This window comes from Ulvibacterium sp., assembly GCF_965248315.1.
Lineage (GTDB): Bacteria > Bacteroidota > Bacteroidia > Flavobacteriales > Flavobacteriaceae > Ulvibacterium.
On the sequence record NZ_CBDFIX010000002.1, the window covers coordinates 2,501 to 18,260 of the forward strand.

General features: G+C 42.4%; 11 protein-coding genes, 2 tRNA genes and 2 rRNA genes (1 of these 15 only partly in view). 8 read left to right on the forward strand and 7 right to left on the reverse strand.

The genetic code is table 11. The features are described from left to right. The 5 genes from ACP2AF_RS01525 to ACP2AF_RS01545 form a co-directional block, all read right to left on the reverse strand. Window positions 1-86 (reverse strand): 23S ribosomal RNA (locus ACP2AF_RS01525); its annotated part reaches 2,500 nt to the left of the window's first position; the annotation flags it as partial. A gap of 243 nt (window positions 87-329) precedes the next feature. Further along, a tRNA-Ala gene (locus tag ACP2AF_RS01530) sits at window positions 330-403 on the reverse strand. 142 nt (window positions 404-545) lie between these two features. Beyond that, window positions 546-619 (reverse strand) — tRNA-Ile (locus ACP2AF_RS01535). A 135-nt stretch (window positions 620-754) separates the two neighbouring features. Beyond that, window positions 755-2,280: ribosomal RNA gene (locus tag ACP2AF_RS01540) — 16S ribosomal RNA — on the reverse strand. 415 nt (window positions 2,281-2,695) lie between these two features. Next, window positions 2,696-4,687, reverse strand: a complete 1,992-nt coding sequence (locus tag ACP2AF_RS01545; protein ID WP_425234486.1) for a putative porin — start codon at window positions 4,685-4,687, stop codon at window positions 2,696-2,698. 254 nt (window positions 4,688-4,941) lie between these two features. On the opposite strand from ACP2AF_RS01545, the gene ACP2AF_RS01550 reads away from it, so the two are divergent. The 4 genes from ACP2AF_RS01550 to ACP2AF_RS01565 all read left to right on the forward strand — a co-directional run bounded on the left by ACP2AF_RS01550 (window position 4,942) and on the right by ACP2AF_RS01565 (window position 10,349). Continuing rightward, window positions 4,942-5,538, forward strand: coding sequence for a ribonuclease HII (locus ACP2AF_RS01550; protein WP_425234487.1), 597 nt, complete (start codon window positions 4,942-4,944; stop codon window positions 5,536-5,538). Window positions 5,539-5,566: 28 nt separating this feature from the next. Next, complete coding sequence (locus ACP2AF_RS01555; protein ID WP_425234488.1) at window positions 5,567-8,029, forward strand: ribonuclease HII; 2,463 nt, start codon at window positions 5,567-5,569, stop codon at window positions 8,027-8,029. A 273-nt stretch (window positions 8,030-8,302) separates the two neighbouring features. Then, window positions 8,303-9,640: an OmpA family protein gene (locus ACP2AF_RS01560; protein WP_425234489.1), complete on the forward strand. Its 1,338-nt coding sequence runs from the start codon at window positions 8,303-8,305 to the stop codon at window positions 9,638-9,640. Window positions 9,641-9,653: 13 nt separating this feature from the next. After that, complete coding sequence (locus tag ACP2AF_RS01565; protein ID WP_425234490.1) at window positions 9,654-10,349, forward strand: hypothetical protein; 696 nt, start codon at window positions 9,654-9,656, stop codon at window positions 10,347-10,349. Between the two features lie 34 nt (window positions 10,350-10,383). Here the strand turns inward: ACP2AF_RS01565 and lipB are convergent, their stop codons facing one another. Both lipB and ACP2AF_RS01575 read right to left on the reverse strand, forming a co-directional pair. Continuing rightward, window positions 10,384-11,100, reverse strand: a complete 717-nt coding sequence (gene lipB, locus ACP2AF_RS01570) for a lipoyl(octanoyl) transferase LipB (RefSeq protein ID WP_425234491.1) — start codon at window positions 11,098-11,100, stop codon at window positions 10,384-10,386. A gap of 87 nt (window positions 11,101-11,187) precedes the next feature. Further along, a complete protein-coding gene (locus tag ACP2AF_RS01575; RefSeq protein WP_120710797.1) occupies window positions 11,188-11,343 on the reverse strand; it encodes a YqaE/Pmp3 family membrane protein in 156 nt (51 codons plus the stop codon). Between the two features lie 97 nt (window positions 11,344-11,440). Here ACP2AF_RS01575 and ACP2AF_RS01580 point away from each other — a divergent pair, with 97 nt between their 5' ends. From ACP2AF_RS01580 to lysS, 4 genes are all read left to right on the forward strand, one after another. Then, on the forward strand, window positions 11,441-12,499 hold the full coding sequence (locus ACP2AF_RS01580; RefSeq protein WP_425234492.1) for a response regulator transcription factor: 1,059 nt from the start codon (window positions 11,441-11,443) through the stop codon (window positions 12,497-12,499). Window positions 12,500-12,597: 98 nt separating this feature from the next. Further along, window positions 12,598-13,143, forward strand: a complete 546-nt coding sequence (locus ACP2AF_RS01585; protein WP_425234493.1) for a thioredoxin family protein — start codon at window positions 12,598-12,600, stop codon at window positions 13,141-13,143. A gap of 145 nt (window positions 13,144-13,288) precedes the next feature. Next, on the forward strand, window positions 13,289-13,987 hold the full coding sequence (locus tag ACP2AF_RS01590) for an SGNH/GDSL hydrolase family protein (protein WP_425234494.1): 699 nt from the start codon (window positions 13,289-13,291) through the stop codon (window positions 13,985-13,987). A gap of 38 nt (window positions 13,988-14,025) precedes the next feature. Next, window positions 14,026-15,717: a lysine--tRNA ligase gene (lysS, locus tag ACP2AF_RS01595; protein ID WP_425234495.1), complete on the forward strand. Its 1,692-nt coding sequence runs from the start codon at window positions 14,026-14,028 to the stop codon at window positions 15,715-15,717. Window positions 15,718-15,760: the final 43 nt, after the last annotated feature.

Genomic DNA, 15,760 nt, shown 5'->3' on the forward strand with positions numbered 1-15,760 from the left:
GATCCCCGCGGCTTTTCGCAGCTTATCACGTCCTTCGTCGCCTCTGGGAGCCTAGGCATCCCCCATACGCCCTTGTCCAGCTTGTCGCCGAACCTTTGATTCCTAGTCGCTCGCTCTCTCTACTTAAAAAAAATTCGTGTTTCCTCCCAGTGCGCACATCCATAACAAATGCGCGCCCTGTCCCAATATGTCAATGAACCTTTGTGGCGGGTCGCCACCGACAATTATAAAAAACCATCGGCAACAGACTCTTCGCCCAATTCGTAAGCTCTCCTTCGCCCTCTTCACAAGTGGACCTGTCCACCGAAGCGAGCTACGGCGAGCGTAGGTGGAGAATATCGGAGTCGAACCGATGACCTCCTGCGTGCAAGGCAGGCGCTCTAGCCAGCTGAGCTAATCCCCCGTTTTCCAGTTGTCGGTTAACGGTTAACGGTTAACGGTACTATATAACGGCAACTCAACACCTAGAATTTCCAATGATCCTATTCTCAATGAACCTCCATGGACCTTGGCCCATGGTACAAAAACCATAACACGGAGCTTCGTAGTCCCAGGCAGACTCGAACTGCCGACCTCTACATTATCAGTGTAGCGCTCTAACCAGCTGAGCTATGGGACTGTAGCTTTCCAATGTGCAACGGGGCCGGGGCCGCCGCCGCTATATCCTTATCGCGGGGACGTGGGGAACAGGCAGAAAAAAAGAAAAAAAAGACCGAAGGGCACGGGAAGGGGCGCAACGGGCGCCGCGCTCCAGAAAGGAGGTGTTCCAGCCGCACCTTCCGGTACGGCTACCTTGTTACGACTTAGCCCTAGTTACCGATCTTGCCCTAGGCCGCTCCTCGCGGTGACGGACTTCAGGCACTCCCGGCTTCCATGGCTTGACGGGCGGTGTGTACAAGGCCCGGGAACGTATTCACCGGATCATGGCTGATATCCGATTACTAGCGATTCCAGCTTCACGGGGTCGGGTTGCAGACCCCGATCCGAACTGTGACCGGTTTTGTGGATCCGCGCCCCCTTACGGGGTGGCTTCCCGCTGTACCGGCCATTGTAGCACGTGTGTGGCCCAGGACGTAAGGGCCGTGATGATTTGACGTCGTCCCCACCTTCCTCGCGGTTTGCACCGGCAGTCCCGTTAGAGTCCCCATCTTTACATGCTGGCAACTAACGGCAGGGGTTGCGCTCGTTATAGGACTTAACCTGACACCTCACGGCACGAGCTGACGACAACCATGCAGCACCTTGCAAAATGTCCGAAGAAAAGGGTATCTCTACCCCTGTCATTATGCATTTAAGCCCTGGTAAGGTTCCTCGCGTATCATCGAATTAAACCACATGCTCCACCGCTTGTGCGGGCCCCCGTCAATTCCTTTGAGTTTCATTCTTGCGAACGTACTCCCCAGGTGGGACACTTATCACTTTCGCTTGGCCGCCGAGCCCGAGGGCCCGACAGCTAGTGTCCATCGTTTACGGCGTGGACTACCGGGGTATCTAATCCCGTTCGCTCCCCACGCTTTCGTCCATCAGCGTCAGTACACGGTTGGCGACCTGCCTTCGCGATCGGTGTTCTATGTGATATCTATGCATTTCACCGCTACACCACATATTCCGGCCGCCCCACCGTGACTCAAGACCGCCAGTATCAAGGGCACCTCCACGGTTGAGCCGTGGTATTTCACCCCTGACTTAACGGCCCGCCTACGGACCCTTTAAACCCAATGATTCCGGATAACGCTCGGACCCTCCGTATTACCGCGGCTGCTGGCACGGAGTTAGCCGGTCCTTATTCTTACGGTACCGTCAACTCCCCACACGTGGGGAGGTTTCTTCCCGTACAAAAGCGGTTTACGACCCGTAGGGCCGTCTTCCCGCACGCGGCATGGCTGGATCAGGCCTCCGCCCATTGTCCAATATTCCTCACTGCTGCCTCCCGTAGGAGTCTGGTCCGTGTCTCAGTACCAGTGTGGGGGATCCCCCTCTCAGGGCCCCTAACCATCGTAGCTTTGGTAGGCCGTTACCCCACCAACTTGCTAATGGTACGCATGGCCATCCGCTGCCGCCCGTAGGCTTTAACCCTCTCGCGATGCCGCGAAAGGGTACCACGGGGCATTAATCCGGGTTTCCCCGGGCTATTCCCCTGCAGCGGGCAGGTTCCATACGCGTTGCGCACCCGTGCGCCGGTCGCCATCTCTGTGCAAGCACAGAATGCTGCCCCTCGACTTGCATGTGTTAGGCCTGCCGCTAGCGTTCATCCTGAGCCAGGATCAAACTCTTCATCGTCGACTCGTATATATCTACGCGCCGGCGCCCGAAGCCCGATCCCGTGCCCTCGATCTAAATTATCATTATCTGCTTTTCTTGTCTGTTTCCTCGGAGTAAGGCCCTCTTAAAGACCCACTCCTCGTCTCCACAATATGTATATGAACTTCTCAATTCGCCCGGGGCATCCCCCAAAGCGGCTGCAAATATAAACCGGTTTTTTTGTTTGTACAACACCTGAACGATTTTTTTTAAAAAGGTTCAGAATATTCGCAGTATTCCACCCAAGTCAAACATCAAAAAACTACGTGAATAAAGGGTATAGAACTTTGTTTTGATTATTTGAAATAGATAAAAAAATGTTCATATTGGCCTTACATTGTTGATGAATAGTAGATACCTTATGCTAAAAAATTGTGAAACTGGAGAGATTCCATCAAGAAAAGAAATTCCAAACTAGGCCAAAACGAATTACAAAATCCCTATAGGGATAGTTTGGTGCCGAATAAAAATTAGGGCTTCCTCCAAAAGAAGAGTTGAAGTGTTCCGCTTTCAAATATATTCTGGTTTGTTTTACCCGGGCATTGATAAAAAAGTCCATTAGTGGGTACCCTCCTAAACTTTCAGTATTCTGAATGTAGAATTCCCCAAGCAGCGGATTGTACCCATCCATCGTATAGGCCGAAAAATATTTGAATGTAACACCAGTCTGCAGGTACATCGCCTTTTTAAATACTTCTGACGAAAAATACAAGGTATTCCTAGTAACCAATTGGGGAACATTAATTACATTATTGGTTTGAGAGACATTCTGATACATTACGGTATTATTAAGTGCAAAACCTCCCAACCTAAACTCCTTAGTATATTTTATTTTTAAGTGATTTACACTATTGCCTTCCTGAAATGGCCTTATGTTGCCCAATTCCATTCCTTCATCCACCGGGTTTTCCGGATCTAAAGTAAAATAGGTATAGTTATCCACGGTGGTATATTTGGCCATTATGTTACCCCAAAAACCGGAATCAAAATTAACCTGGATGTTATTTACCTTTTGATTATCAAATACGGCCGTATTCTGCCAGTTGTAATTCTCATACTCACTTTGGTAAAGCAGAAAATTGAAATTAGGCATTCTGGAAGAGGAATGAATTGAGAATCTAAGGTTGTTATTTTCATTGAACCGGTAACTCGCGGAAGCATCCAAAATACTACCCGTTAAACTTCCGGAAACATTATATTTTATATCGCCCTTTAACCGGAAGCCACCAATCCGTTTTTCATACTTTGCCCCAACGGCAATTTCCTCTCCTTTTAACCTGTTTTCAATTCGCTGCGTATCATTTACCAAAATACTATTGAAGAAATAGTTGTAATTATATAGACTAATATTTCCTTGAAGTCGGCCTAAAATAGGGTTGAAGAATTCAGCGCTAAATTCATTGAGCATCGTCTTAAGATTAGCCTTATCATTGACATCCGTAAGAAAGGCACTCCCAAAATAATCGTTGCTCGCCGTTTGTATGAATTGGTAATATTTAGTCTCATAATTGAATTTATGACCAATGGCCAAGGATGTCGCCTCTACCTTAGAGGAGTCACGATTGCTTCTTAACAACTTGTATTGATGATCTAAAAAATATCTCTTCCCCAATATCTTATTGTTGGCATCAGCAAATCTTACATCTATTCTGGATCGATCCCTAAATTCATTGTCTTCACCGCCAGTCTCAAATTGTTCCCTGTTCAGTAATCCTCCATTTTCCTCCGTTTCTATGTCCTGGGCCGCAATATGTGCCCGCAAAATATATCGGCCGTTCCGCGATGTATAATTAGTGGTTGTCCTGAAGTTTCCCGATTCCGCTTGATCAAAGGCGTACTTACCCAAAGACCTAAAACCTTTATAGGCCAATGAAAAATTCAGTCTTTTGGAAGTATTAAAGGTGAGCATGGCGTCTAAAAGCTGACCTTGTTCAAACGTTGTCTTAAAAAAGAGGTCCGTCATGGGTGTAGGTACGTTATAGTACATAATGTCCTCCATTTCCATATAATTATAGTGAAGTGCCTCCGCCCCCAATACGGGATAAAGGTTTCTTCTGTTAAAATCTACTCCTAATTTATTGTAAGGTTGACCTACATTGGAGAAGGGCATAAGTTCAAAATCATCCTTTCTTAAATAATTATAGCGGTATTCCTTTTGTATGGTCAAGGTGGTGTCCAAGAAAGTGGTATCGCGCTCGTAGGAGATTATTTTATAGTCCCTTATAGTCAATTCCTGGGAAGGGGCCTCCATTTTTTCATTACTAGGTTTTATTCTCCTTTCCCCTAAACGGGAGGTATCCAGTTTCTTTGCCGGCGGAATGGAGTCTTCTTGGGAATGGAGGGAGAGTCCAAAAAATAATAAAAACAGGAAAGGGAAATATTTCATTAAATCTGATGACCGCCCCCAAGGAAGCATTAAACAGGTCCCGTCAAATGGCGGGATTACTATAATAAACTATTTTGGCAATTGCATAAAGCAGTATATCAAAACAAGTTTCATGGGCAAAGTTAATTTTTTTGTTCCTAATGAAATGTGAAAGTTTTCCGGGCCTTTGGGAGACATCATTAAAGTTGGCGCAAATTATTTTCGATCCCAGTTTAGTATACTTATATTGTGCCCAAACCAAAACAGTTGTAAGAGTGCTTAAATCGTACTATCATAATGTTGATGAAGTGGGCACCGACGAAGCAGGTAGAGGGTGCCTTGCCGGGCCTGTTACGGCTGCTGCTATACTTCTTCCCAAAGATTTTAAAAATGATATTTTAAACGATTCCAAACAGCTTTCACACGGCAAACGGGACTTTTTACGGCCCATATTGGAAAACGATTGCAGGTGTTATGGTGTGGCCCATGTGTATCCCGAAAAAATTGATGAAATCAATATTCTTAATGCCTCGATCCTCGCGATGCACAAAGCCATCGATTTATTATCTATTACGCCCAAATTCATCATTGTTGATGGAAATCGATTTAAATCCTACAAAAATATTCCGCATAAAAGTATCGTAAAGGGCGACAGCAAATTCATGAGTATTGCCGCCGCATCCGTACTTGCCAAGACCTATAGGGATGCCTACATGGAAGCGTTGCATGAACAATTTCCTATGTACAATTGGAAAAAGAACAAAGGTTACCCCACAAAAGAACACCGGGAGGCCATCCTTAAATATGGTACCACAAAATATCATAGAAAAAGTTTTAGGTTATTGCCGGACCAATTGACCTTAGAATTTTAAAAGTTTATTTTTACGGCAAAGTATTTCCATGAAGTCCAAAATCCTTATCCTTTGTTTTCTTTTTTTGATTTTTGGCTGCCAAGAAGAGAAAAAAACCACTTCATCCTTACTGGAATTTATCCCGGCGAATGCTTCGCTCATTATCAAAATCAATTCCTTTGATAGTTTTAAGGAAAGTATTCAAAACAACGATTTCCTTAAACGTTTTAAATCCTCAAAAGCCTATAAGGAAATAGCCGAGGTAGTGAATAATCTCGATTATGTTCGGCCACAAACTTCAAGTTTATTGGCTTTTTCAAAATCCACGGAGGGGAAATGGGGGTACACTTTGGTAACAGCTTTTTCCCCGGATATCATAAACCTGGACAGTATAAAAAACAAAACTATTGAGAGCCTTTCCACGGGACAGGAAGAAATAAAGCAGTATACCATTGACGGATCAGTGTTTTTTGCTTCCCGTTTGGAGAATAAAATAGCCGTAAGTTCATCACAATCCGTATTGAAAAATTTGTCTGGAAGTTTTGGAAAGGTTGAAATTCCGAAAGCGCTAGAAAAACTTTTCACGGCATCGGGTACAACAAAACCTGCCTCTATTTTTCTGCATATGGATGAAAATACCGAACTTCTTAACTCCTTGTTAAGGGACAATCCCAAAATTGAAGCCTCCCGCTTTTCGGATTGGCTGTCCTTAGATATCGACCTACAACTGGATTACATCAATCTAAGGGGAATAAGTATGGTACAGGACTCTACCAAAAACTACCTAAACCTCTTTAAGAATACCACTCCGGTGGCCAACACCATCCAAAATTTTGCCCCTAAAAATACGGAGTCCATCTTATCCTATACATTCAATGACTATGCGATGTTTGCAAAAAACAAACGCGAGTTTTTAGGGCATTCCGTACCAGAGGATTCCTTGTTTTCAACAGTTGAGGAAATTGGGTGCATCTATCTTGATTCCAAAAAGGCAGTCTTGTTAAACACGTACGGATCCGAAACTATTTCCGAATATCTAGGAGAAATACAAGTGGGCTCCCTTGATTTTCAGGGAAACGAAATCCTGGAATTGGGCCAAAGCGATTTTTTGGAAAAACTGCTTTCACCACTTATTACGGATTTTGATGCACAATATGTTACAGTTTTAGACAATGCCTTTATTTTTTCCAAGGAAAAAGAGGTCTTACAAACCGTAATCAGAAATTACAAAAACGGCAACACTTTTCAGGATACCCCTGTTTATGAAACGGCCATGGAAAATATAGCGTCGGAATCTACTATTTTGTACCTCTCGGATTCTGACGGCATAAAGGATATGTTGAATGCACATTTTTCCAAGACTTTCATCCAGGATTTTAGCAAATCAAAACTTAAGCCTACGGCATATGGAGCTCAGGTGGTGGCGGACAAGGATATCTTTCACACCAATGTCATAATCAATTCAATAACATCCAAAAAATCCAATAGGAGCATTTCCAAGTCATTTTCCCTAAACTTGGAAAATGAAATTACCATGAATCCTCAATTTGTCGTTAACCACAATACCAAAACAAAGGAAATTGTTGTCCAAGATGTGGACAATACGCTCTATCTAATTTCAAGAAACGGTAAAATACTTTGGAGCAAAAAATTGGATGGGCGTATTCAAGGCAAGGTACATCAAGTAGATATTTATAAGAATGGGCGTCTGCAACTTGCTTTTACGACAAATAATCAATTTTTGATTTTGGATAGAAATGGAGAAGAGGTAAAACCTTTCGTAAAATCATTTGAAGGTGGAAACCTGAATCCGCTTGCAGTTTTTGATTATGATGGAAAAAAGGACTATCGATTTGTCGTGGTACAGAATGAAAAAATATTTATGTACAACAACAAGGGCAATATTGTAACCGGCTTCACCTATACCGAAGCGGAACACCCGGTTCTTGGTGCTCCAAAACATTTTAGAATTGGCAAAAAAGACTATCTGACGTTTAAACTTTCGGACGGTAGCCTAAAGATCTTAAGCCGGGTGGGTAAAGTTCGGGTAAAGGCAGATAAGAAGATAGATTTCTCCGAAAACGAAATATACGTATACAAGAATAAATTTATTGTGACGGATAAAGACGGAATTCTGTATCAAATTGATGAAAGGGGAAAAATGTCCGAAGCCAACCTAAATCTCAATGAAGACCACGGCCTGGATGCCACAAGCAAAACGCTTGTACTTATGAACAACAATGAACTCAGTATAAAGGGAAACAAGGTAGAACTGGATCTGGGCGTATATCTACCGCCAAAGATTTTCTACATCTATGATAAGATATACATTAGTTTGACAGACATCCAAAATCAAAGAGTTTATCTTTTTGACAGTATGGCGAAGCCTATTCCCAATTTTCCAATTTTCGGCACTTCCCCTATAGATCTGAACGACGTGGACAATGATAGAAAGTTGGAAGTTGTGGTCAAGGACCAGGACAATTCCCTTATTATGTATAACATGAATTGACAACTTCTATCCTCCCATCCATACATCATAACCGGCCAACTATACATTTTTTTGTTTTTGGTTTACAATGGTTTTTAAATTTAACCAAATGCATATAAACTCCCCCTAAATCTTCACGATCTTAAGAACCACTAAAAATGCAACGAGCAGAAATACAAAGCACGGATTAAGAATGGTGATGATCCCCAACTAAAATGTTACGTAAGTATAAACGCACATTGGACATAACCGATATTTTGTATTTTTAAAAGGCACCAATTTAGTTTTAAAATCATGAAAAAAGTAAGTAAAATCATTAAAATAGGAGCGACCTTTTTCCTTTTATTGGGGTTTGCACAAACCGCAAATGCCCAATTTCTGAAAAAGCTGGGCAAGCGTGCGGAGAAAGCAGCTGAAAGGGCAGTAGAACGAAGAGTTGACAAAGAGACGACGGAAAAAACAGACCAAGTCTTGGACAGTATTCTAGAACCGGGGTCAAAAGGAAGTGGTCAGGGCGGAAATCCTATCCCACAAACCACGGAAACGAATACTCCTGATTCCAATTCGGGCAACGGAAACAGTGGAGGTAATCCAAGTACGGCTCCGGCCACAGAAAAATCCATTACGGTTTATAGCAAGTTCGATTTTGTCCCAGGGGACAAACCACTATTTTTTGATGATTTCGCAAACGACTTCATTGGGGATTTCCCTTCCAAATGGAATACCAATGCGGGAGGGGAAATTATTACTATGGGCGATTCACCTCAAAAATGGCTCGAACTGAAATCTGGATACAACATTTATTATGTACCCGATGTACCAAAATTACCGGAGGACTATACTATTGAATTTGATATAGGGGCCGTAGGCTTGGATAGGCAAACCTCTTCAACGGCGCAACTTAGGGTTACCTTAAGCGATGATGACAAATTTAAGGAAGGTGCCAACTATGCTTATGCGGAAATTCCATTCTGTCAGTATGCGGCAATCGGGGTTACCGTTGAAAACAGGATCAATGGAAAAAGGGAAATACGCAGTACTGTCAAAGCTGATTTACGGGATGAAGTCTTGAATATGCCACACGTGTCCATAGCCGCAAACAAACAGCGATTTAGACTCTGGATCAATGAGGTTAAATATTTGGATGTGCCTAGGCTATTACCCGCCGGAGCTGTATTGCATACCGTGAAATTTCATATGAACAATTTTAAGGACGGGAAGGAACGGATCTTTATTACCAACCTCAAAGTGGCCGAGGGTGGTGTGGACCTGCGCCGCAAGCTAATCTCGGAGGGCAAAATATCTACCAACGCAATTTTGTTCGAATCGGGCTCGGCCAATCTAAAGCCGCAGTCTATGGGGGTTATTCGACAAATATCCCAAGTCCTTCAGCAAGAGGCTTCCATGAAACTTAAAATTGTTGGTCATACGGATTCTGACGGCAATGACGCCTCCAATATGGAACTTTCCAAAAAAAGGGCAGATGCTGTAAAAAATGCCTTGGTCTCGGTATATAACGTTTCCTCAAACCGCCTAATTACGGAAGGTAAAGGTGAGACTGAACCGTTAGGAGATAATGGTACCACGGACGGAAAAGCCCAAAACAGAAGGGTTGAATTTATTAAACAATAATACGTATTTAGCTATGAAAAAGACCATACTGGGGTTGACCCTTGCCATACTGTTTGTGACACAGGCCATTTTTTCACAGGACAGTTGCAGTAAATATTATCCTTTGGTGGAGGGAACTACGTTTCAATACACCATGTACAATAAAAAGGGAAAGAGCGAAGGTGTTACAGACTATACCATTACCAATGTGGACAATTCAGGAGGTGAGACCCGTGCAACGATGTCCATGAAATTCGCCGATAAAAAAGGAAAGGAAGTTTTTACCTCGGATTATACATATACCTGTACCGGAAAGGGCATTAAAATTGACTACAATTCCTTGTTACCGGAAGCTATGACCAGTCAGTTCAAGGATATGGAATATGAAATTACAGGCACGGATATAGAACTGCCGAATAACTTAAGCGTAGGCCAGACCTTGGATGATGCCAACGTAACCATGGCAATAAGTATGGCCGGTGTGAACATGAACATCGAGGTGAATATGATCAATCGTAAAGTGGAGAAACAAGAAAATGTTACCACCCCTGCCGGTACGTTTGATTGCTATGTACTTTACAATGATACCCAATCCAAGACCATGGGCGCTACCCAGACTTTTCCTTCCAGATTGTGGGTCTCGGAAGGCGTAGGCATGGTTAAACAGGAGACCTATAGAAAAGATGGAACCCTTACGAACAGTATGGCACTCACGCAGCTGAGCAAATAAAATTAAAAATAGATTTTTGATGAAAGGCCAGAGTTTACACTTTGGCCTTTTGTTCTATCAATTCTGCCTCAAAGAGCGTTTCAAAATGGACAAGTAGCTTTTGCATTACTTCATTCATGTCAATTTCCCTTTTTCCCAATTCCACATTTAAGGACGTCACAGCTTTGTCCTTAATACCGCAGGGAATCATATGGTCAAAATACCCAAGGTCCGTATTTACATTCAATGCAAAGCCATGCATGGTAACCCATCTACTGGCCCGTACGCCCATGGCACAGATTTTACGGACAAAGGGAGTACCTACATCCAACCAAACTCCGGTCTCCCCCTGGGAGCGTTGTCCTTGTAGTCCATATTCGGCCAAGGTTAAAATAACTATTTCCTCTAGAAATCGAAGGTATTTGTGGATATCGGTAAAGAAATTGTCCAGATCCAAGACCGGGTAGCCCACAACTTGTCCGGGACCATGATAAGTAATGTCTCCCCCCCTATTTATTTTGTAGAATTTGGCTCCTATTTCCTTTAGCTGTACCTCATCTACAAGAAGGTTATCTTCATCCCCGCTCTTGCCCAAGGTATACACATGTGGATGCTCTACGAACAAAAAGTGATTAGGGGTTTCAAGTTTGTTTCCTTGCCTTCTATTTTTGATTTTGAGGTCAACTATTCGCTGAAAAAGCGTCTCCTGATAGTCCCAAGTCTTCTTGAAGTCTTGAAAACCCAAATCCTGTACCACCACCTTCTTATTCATAAGGACAAAGATACGACGATAGCATCACTTTTATGTTTATTATGAATGTAGTTTTACCACCCCGACAGGGCAGTTATGGCAAGACTTCTAACTCGGATTATTTAAAATCACTAGAGCAGCTATAACACCGGGAACCCATCCACATAACGTAAGCAAGAAGACAATAATAATAGAACCGCAACCTTGATCGATAACGGACAAGGGCGGAAATAAGATAGCCAGTAAGACCCTGAAACAACCCATTTTACAATTTCTTTTGATTGATGTATCTATAGGACGCAATTTTACTCCATTTGTTACGCAAAACCTGTATTTTTATTTCTTATATGACTCCTTTTTTATGTCAACAAGAATATTGTTTTTTCTAATCTGTTTTACCGTCCTTAAAAGTCAGGGGCAATATCGTTTTGATGGACACATAAACCCTGATGAAGGCAAAACGGTGTACCTCTCCTATATAGAGGATTATAGAAAGCTTTCCCGAATTTATACGGATCAAATCATCCGCAAAACGGAGACTGACTCCTTGGGGCGGTTTAGTTTTCAGGGAACCAATCTTCCGGAAGAAAATCGAATCTACCGCCTACATGTAGATGGTTGTGAGATGGAGTCCACGAAAAACCCACACGTACTCGGGGTTTGTGATTTTAGCCAAAGTGTGCTTTTTATAGCCAACAATACAGATACTTTGAATTTCTCAAAATCGGCCTACGGACAAACATTTTGTCAGATCGTTTCCACAAATCCCTCTTCCGATAATTTCTTGGAAATAGCCACTCTAAAGGAGGAAATGATTGTGGATTTCAATGATTTCAACAGCGAGGCCAATAAAAAAATCAACTCTGAGAAATGGTTTGCCAACCTACAGAATTTCGGTGCTAGTCTTCATGAGCCCTTGGCAGAACTGTTTATTTATGATTTTTTATCAGATCGTAGAAACGAGACCTATTCCTATTACTTAAAGGACCTCAATGACAATACTTACTACGGTGATTTGCTCGAACGTTTAAAAAGAACATATCCTGAGACTAGGTATACCGAGCTTTACCAAAACGAAATTGATTTGGATAAACAAATTGCGTCAGGTAAAGGAGCAAATCTTTTTACTTGGAAATGGATTTTAGGCTTTGCCTTATTACTTTCCCTATTACTGAACATTTATTTGTTAATAAAAAAAAGACAATCCAGAGAAATGGCCAAAAGGGGAATTTTGGAGAAACTTACCCATCAGGAGCAAAAAATAGTAAACGAAATTCTAAAGGAAAAGACCAATAAGGAGATTGCAACGGACCTTTTTATCAGCGTCAGTACGGTAAAAACCCACATCAACAATTTGTATAAAAAACTAGACGTTTCCAAAAGAGACGACATCAAAGGGCTTTTTGAGAATCAAAATTGAAAATCCACCTAGGGTCTAGTCCCCATTTCCAACGCCACTTTTTTTGGATCTAATCGCTAATCCGTGATTTTCGGCATCTAAACTTTAAACCGAAAATCATGAAAACTAGTGCATTTCTATTTTTTACATTGTTTTGTATGGCCTTGAATGGGCAAAATCAGGAAATCACCCCGGAAAACGGAAAGTTATTCCTTTTGGGTAAAATAACACCAAATGTCTTTGAAAAGGAACCTTATCGGGAATGGTATCAAAAATCATATCAGGATTATGGGGTGGATGAAACCTTAGTTCATCTTTTCAGTAAGAAATTGTCCCAATATCGCATACAACTCTTTTTGGGTACATGGTGCGGGGATAGTAAACGGGAAGTACCTCGGTTGATAAAAATTTTAAAGAAGGCCAATTTCCCCTTGGAAAATTTAGAAATCATAGCCTTAGATCGAAGAAAAGGGTGGTATAAAAAAAGCCCGGGGGGAGAAGAAAGAGGCAAGAACATTAAAAAAGTGCCCACGATCCTATTCATCAAAAATGGAAAAGAGGTCAATAGAATTGTAGAAAGTCCTGTAGAATCCCTTGAAGAAGATATGGCCCTCATCCTAAACGGAGATGAGTATATACCCAACTATGCTGTAATGAAACAATAGCGCTCTTAATTGCCCTTCAATAGTCCCTTTGCTTCATAGTTAAGCTTTAAACCCTAATTTTACGGAATACTAGTATCCCTTTAGGTTGCATAAAAACTAAGTTTGTAAAATGGTAGGTCAACTATTGAAATTCAATCTCCTTTTAATGGCTTCTTTTGCAATGCTCGGGCTTGCCTGTACTACGGATGAAGCAGTAGCTACGGACATGTCGGAACCTGAACAGAAGATTTCACCGGGTACTGCTATTCGTTATCTTGCGCTAGGCGATAGTTATACGGCAGGAACGGGTATAGACACATTACAAAGTTTCCCCCGGCAGCTACAACAAGCCCTGGCCAGTGAACTTACCAAAGGGGTAACGGTGCACGTAGTTGCCCGAGCAGGGTGGCGTACGGACAATTTAATCAATGCCCTGGAGGAGGAAACGCTGGAAGATAGCTATGATTTTGTCACGCTATTGATCGGAGTGAATAATCAATTTCAAAATCGTCCTTTTTCGCAGTACGAAGATGAATTTCCGAAGCTCTTGAACAGGGCTATGAGCTTGGCAGGCGACGATCCTGAGCGAGTGGTTGCGATTTCCATCCCCGATTATTCCTATACTCCGTTTGGACAGGACCTGGGCTTTGAGAATATTTCGGATGAAATTGATGGTTATAACAATTTTGCAAAAACAATCGCGGAAGGGAACGGCATTTCATTTGTTGATATTACCGACATATCCCGAAATGGTCTGGAAGACGCCTCCTTGGTAGCCAGAGACAATCTTCATCTTTCGGAAAAGGCTTATCAAATGTTTTTGGATCGGATTGTTCCAGATGCCATAACCAAATTGAAAGATTGACGCAAACGGCCTATATTTGCAGCCTCAATTAAATGTACATGCAACTTTCGGAGCAAGAAATTATAAGGAGGGATAAACTGGGAAAATTAAGGGAAATGGGTATAAACCCGTATCCTGCAGCACTGTTTCCCGTAAATACAACATCGAAACAAATAAAGGAAGACTATCTTGAAGGGAAAAAAGTAATTATTTCGGGCCGGTTGATGTCTCGCCGTATCCAAGGAAAAGCTTCTTTTGCGGAATTACAGGATGGTCTTGGCCGAATCCAGGTGTACTTTAATCGCGATGAAATTTGTCCGGGTGAGGACAAGGCACTGTACAACGAGGTGTACAAAAAATTGTTGGATATCGGCGATATTATTGGCGTAGAGGGGGAACTTTTTACCACTAAAGTGGGAGAGAAAACAGTTATGGTAAAAGATTTTACCCTCTTAAGCAAAGCTCTTCGCCCATTGCCCTTACCAAAAAAAGATTCAGAAGGAAATCTATACGATGAATTCAACGACCCGGAATTACGTTATCGTCAGCGCTATGTGGACCTAGTCGTAAATCCAACTGTTAAGGAAACCTTTATCAAAAGAACAAAAATAACAAACAGCATTCGGGAGTTTTACAATAGCAAGGGTTATTTGGAAGTGGAGACACCTATCCTACAACCCATTCCTGGTGGCGCGGCCGCACGTCCATTCTTGACCCACCATAATGCGTTGAACATTCCATTATACTTACGTATCGCCAACGAATTGTATTTAAAACGTCTTATTGTAGGTGGTTTCGATGGCGTTTACGAATTTTCCAAGGATTTTAGAAATGAGGGTATGGACCGTACCCATAATCCAGAGTTCACCGTAATGGAGCTTTACGTGGCGTATAAGGATTACAATTGGATGATGGATATCACAGAAGAATTGTTGGAAAAAGTAGCCTTGGATACCAATGGCACCTCCAAGGTAAAAGTGGGTGAACAAGAGATTGAATTTAAGGCTCCCTATCCCCGTGTTCCTATTTTGGAAGCCATCAAGATACATACCGGTTTTGATGTTGCCGGAATGGATGAGACCCAACTTAGGGAGGTAGCTCAGAAGTTACAAATAGAGGTAGATGAAACCATGGGCGTAGGTAAATTAATTGACGAGATTTTTGGCGAAAAATGCGAGCATCATTATGTACAACCTACCTTTATCATCGACTATCCCAAAGAGATGAGTCCTTTGACCAAGGAGCATCGGAGCAATCCGGCCTTAACGGAACGCTTTGAACTGATAATTAATGGGAAGGAAGTTGCCAATGCCTATTCCGAACTGAATGATCCCATTGACCAACGTGAACGTTTTGAGGAGCAGCTAAAACTATCCGAAAAAGGGGACGACGAGGCCATGTTCATTGATCAGGATTTTCTACGGGCCTTGGAATATGGCATGCCCCCAACTTCCGGTATTGGTATTGGCATAGATCGCTTGGTAATGCTCATGACCAATAATTCCTCAATTCAAGAGGTGTTGTTCTTCCCGCAAATGCGGCCCGAGAAAAAGCAGATAGAGCTGACCGAAGAAGAAAAAACGATAGTAGCCCTTTTAAAACCGGAAGGGAATATGGATTTAAGCGCACTTAAATCCCAATCCGGGCTCAGCGGCAAAAAATGGGATAAATCTATGAAGGCGCTTTCCAAAAATGGACTTGTAAAAGTTGTAGTTGAAGGCGATTCAAAAATCGTAATGTTGAAAGAATAAGGTCGCGCTCCTTTAAAAACCAGGTTTTAGTTGCATAGTGTTG

Bases quoted from the DNA above. Each gene is read 5' to 3' on its own strand.
- ACP2AF_RS01555 (WP_425234488.1), top strand. From the start codon at position 5,567: ATGAAGTCCAAAATCCTTATCCTTTGTTTTCTTTTTTTGATTTTTGGC.
- ACP2AF_RS01580 (WP_425234492.1), top strand. From the start codon at position 11,441: ATGTCAACAAGAATATTGTTTTTTCTAATCTGTTTTACCGTCCTTAAA.
- lipB (WP_425234491.1), bottom strand. From the start codon at position 11,100: ATGAATAAGAAGGTGGTGGTACAGGATTTGGGTTTTCAAGACTTCAAG.
- ACP2AF_RS01545 (WP_425234486.1), bottom strand. From the start codon at position 4,687: ATGAAATATTTCCCTTTCCTGTTTTTATTATTTTTTGGACTCTCCCTC.
- ACP2AF_RS01590 (WP_425234494.1), top strand. From the start codon at position 13,289: ATGGCTTCTTTTGCAATGCTCGGGCTTGCCTGTACTACGGATGAAGCA.
- ACP2AF_RS01565 (WP_425234490.1), top strand. From the start codon at position 9,654: ATGAAAAAGACCATACTGGGGTTGACCCTTGCCATACTGTTTGTGACA.
- ACP2AF_RS01575 (WP_120710797.1), bottom strand. From the start codon at position 11,343: ATGGGTTGTTTCAGGGTCTTACTGGCTATCTTATTTCCGCCCTTGTCC.
- lysS (WP_425234495.1), top strand. From the start codon at position 14,026: ATGCAACTTTCGGAGCAAGAAATTATAAGGAGGGATAAACTGGGAAAA.
- ACP2AF_RS01585 (WP_425234493.1), top strand. From the start codon at position 12,598: ATGAAAACTAGTGCATTTCTATTTTTTACATTGTTTTGTATGGCCTTG.
- ACP2AF_RS01560 (WP_425234489.1), top strand. From the start codon at position 8,303: ATGAAAAAAGTAAGTAAAATCATTAAAATAGGAGCGACCTTTTTCCTT.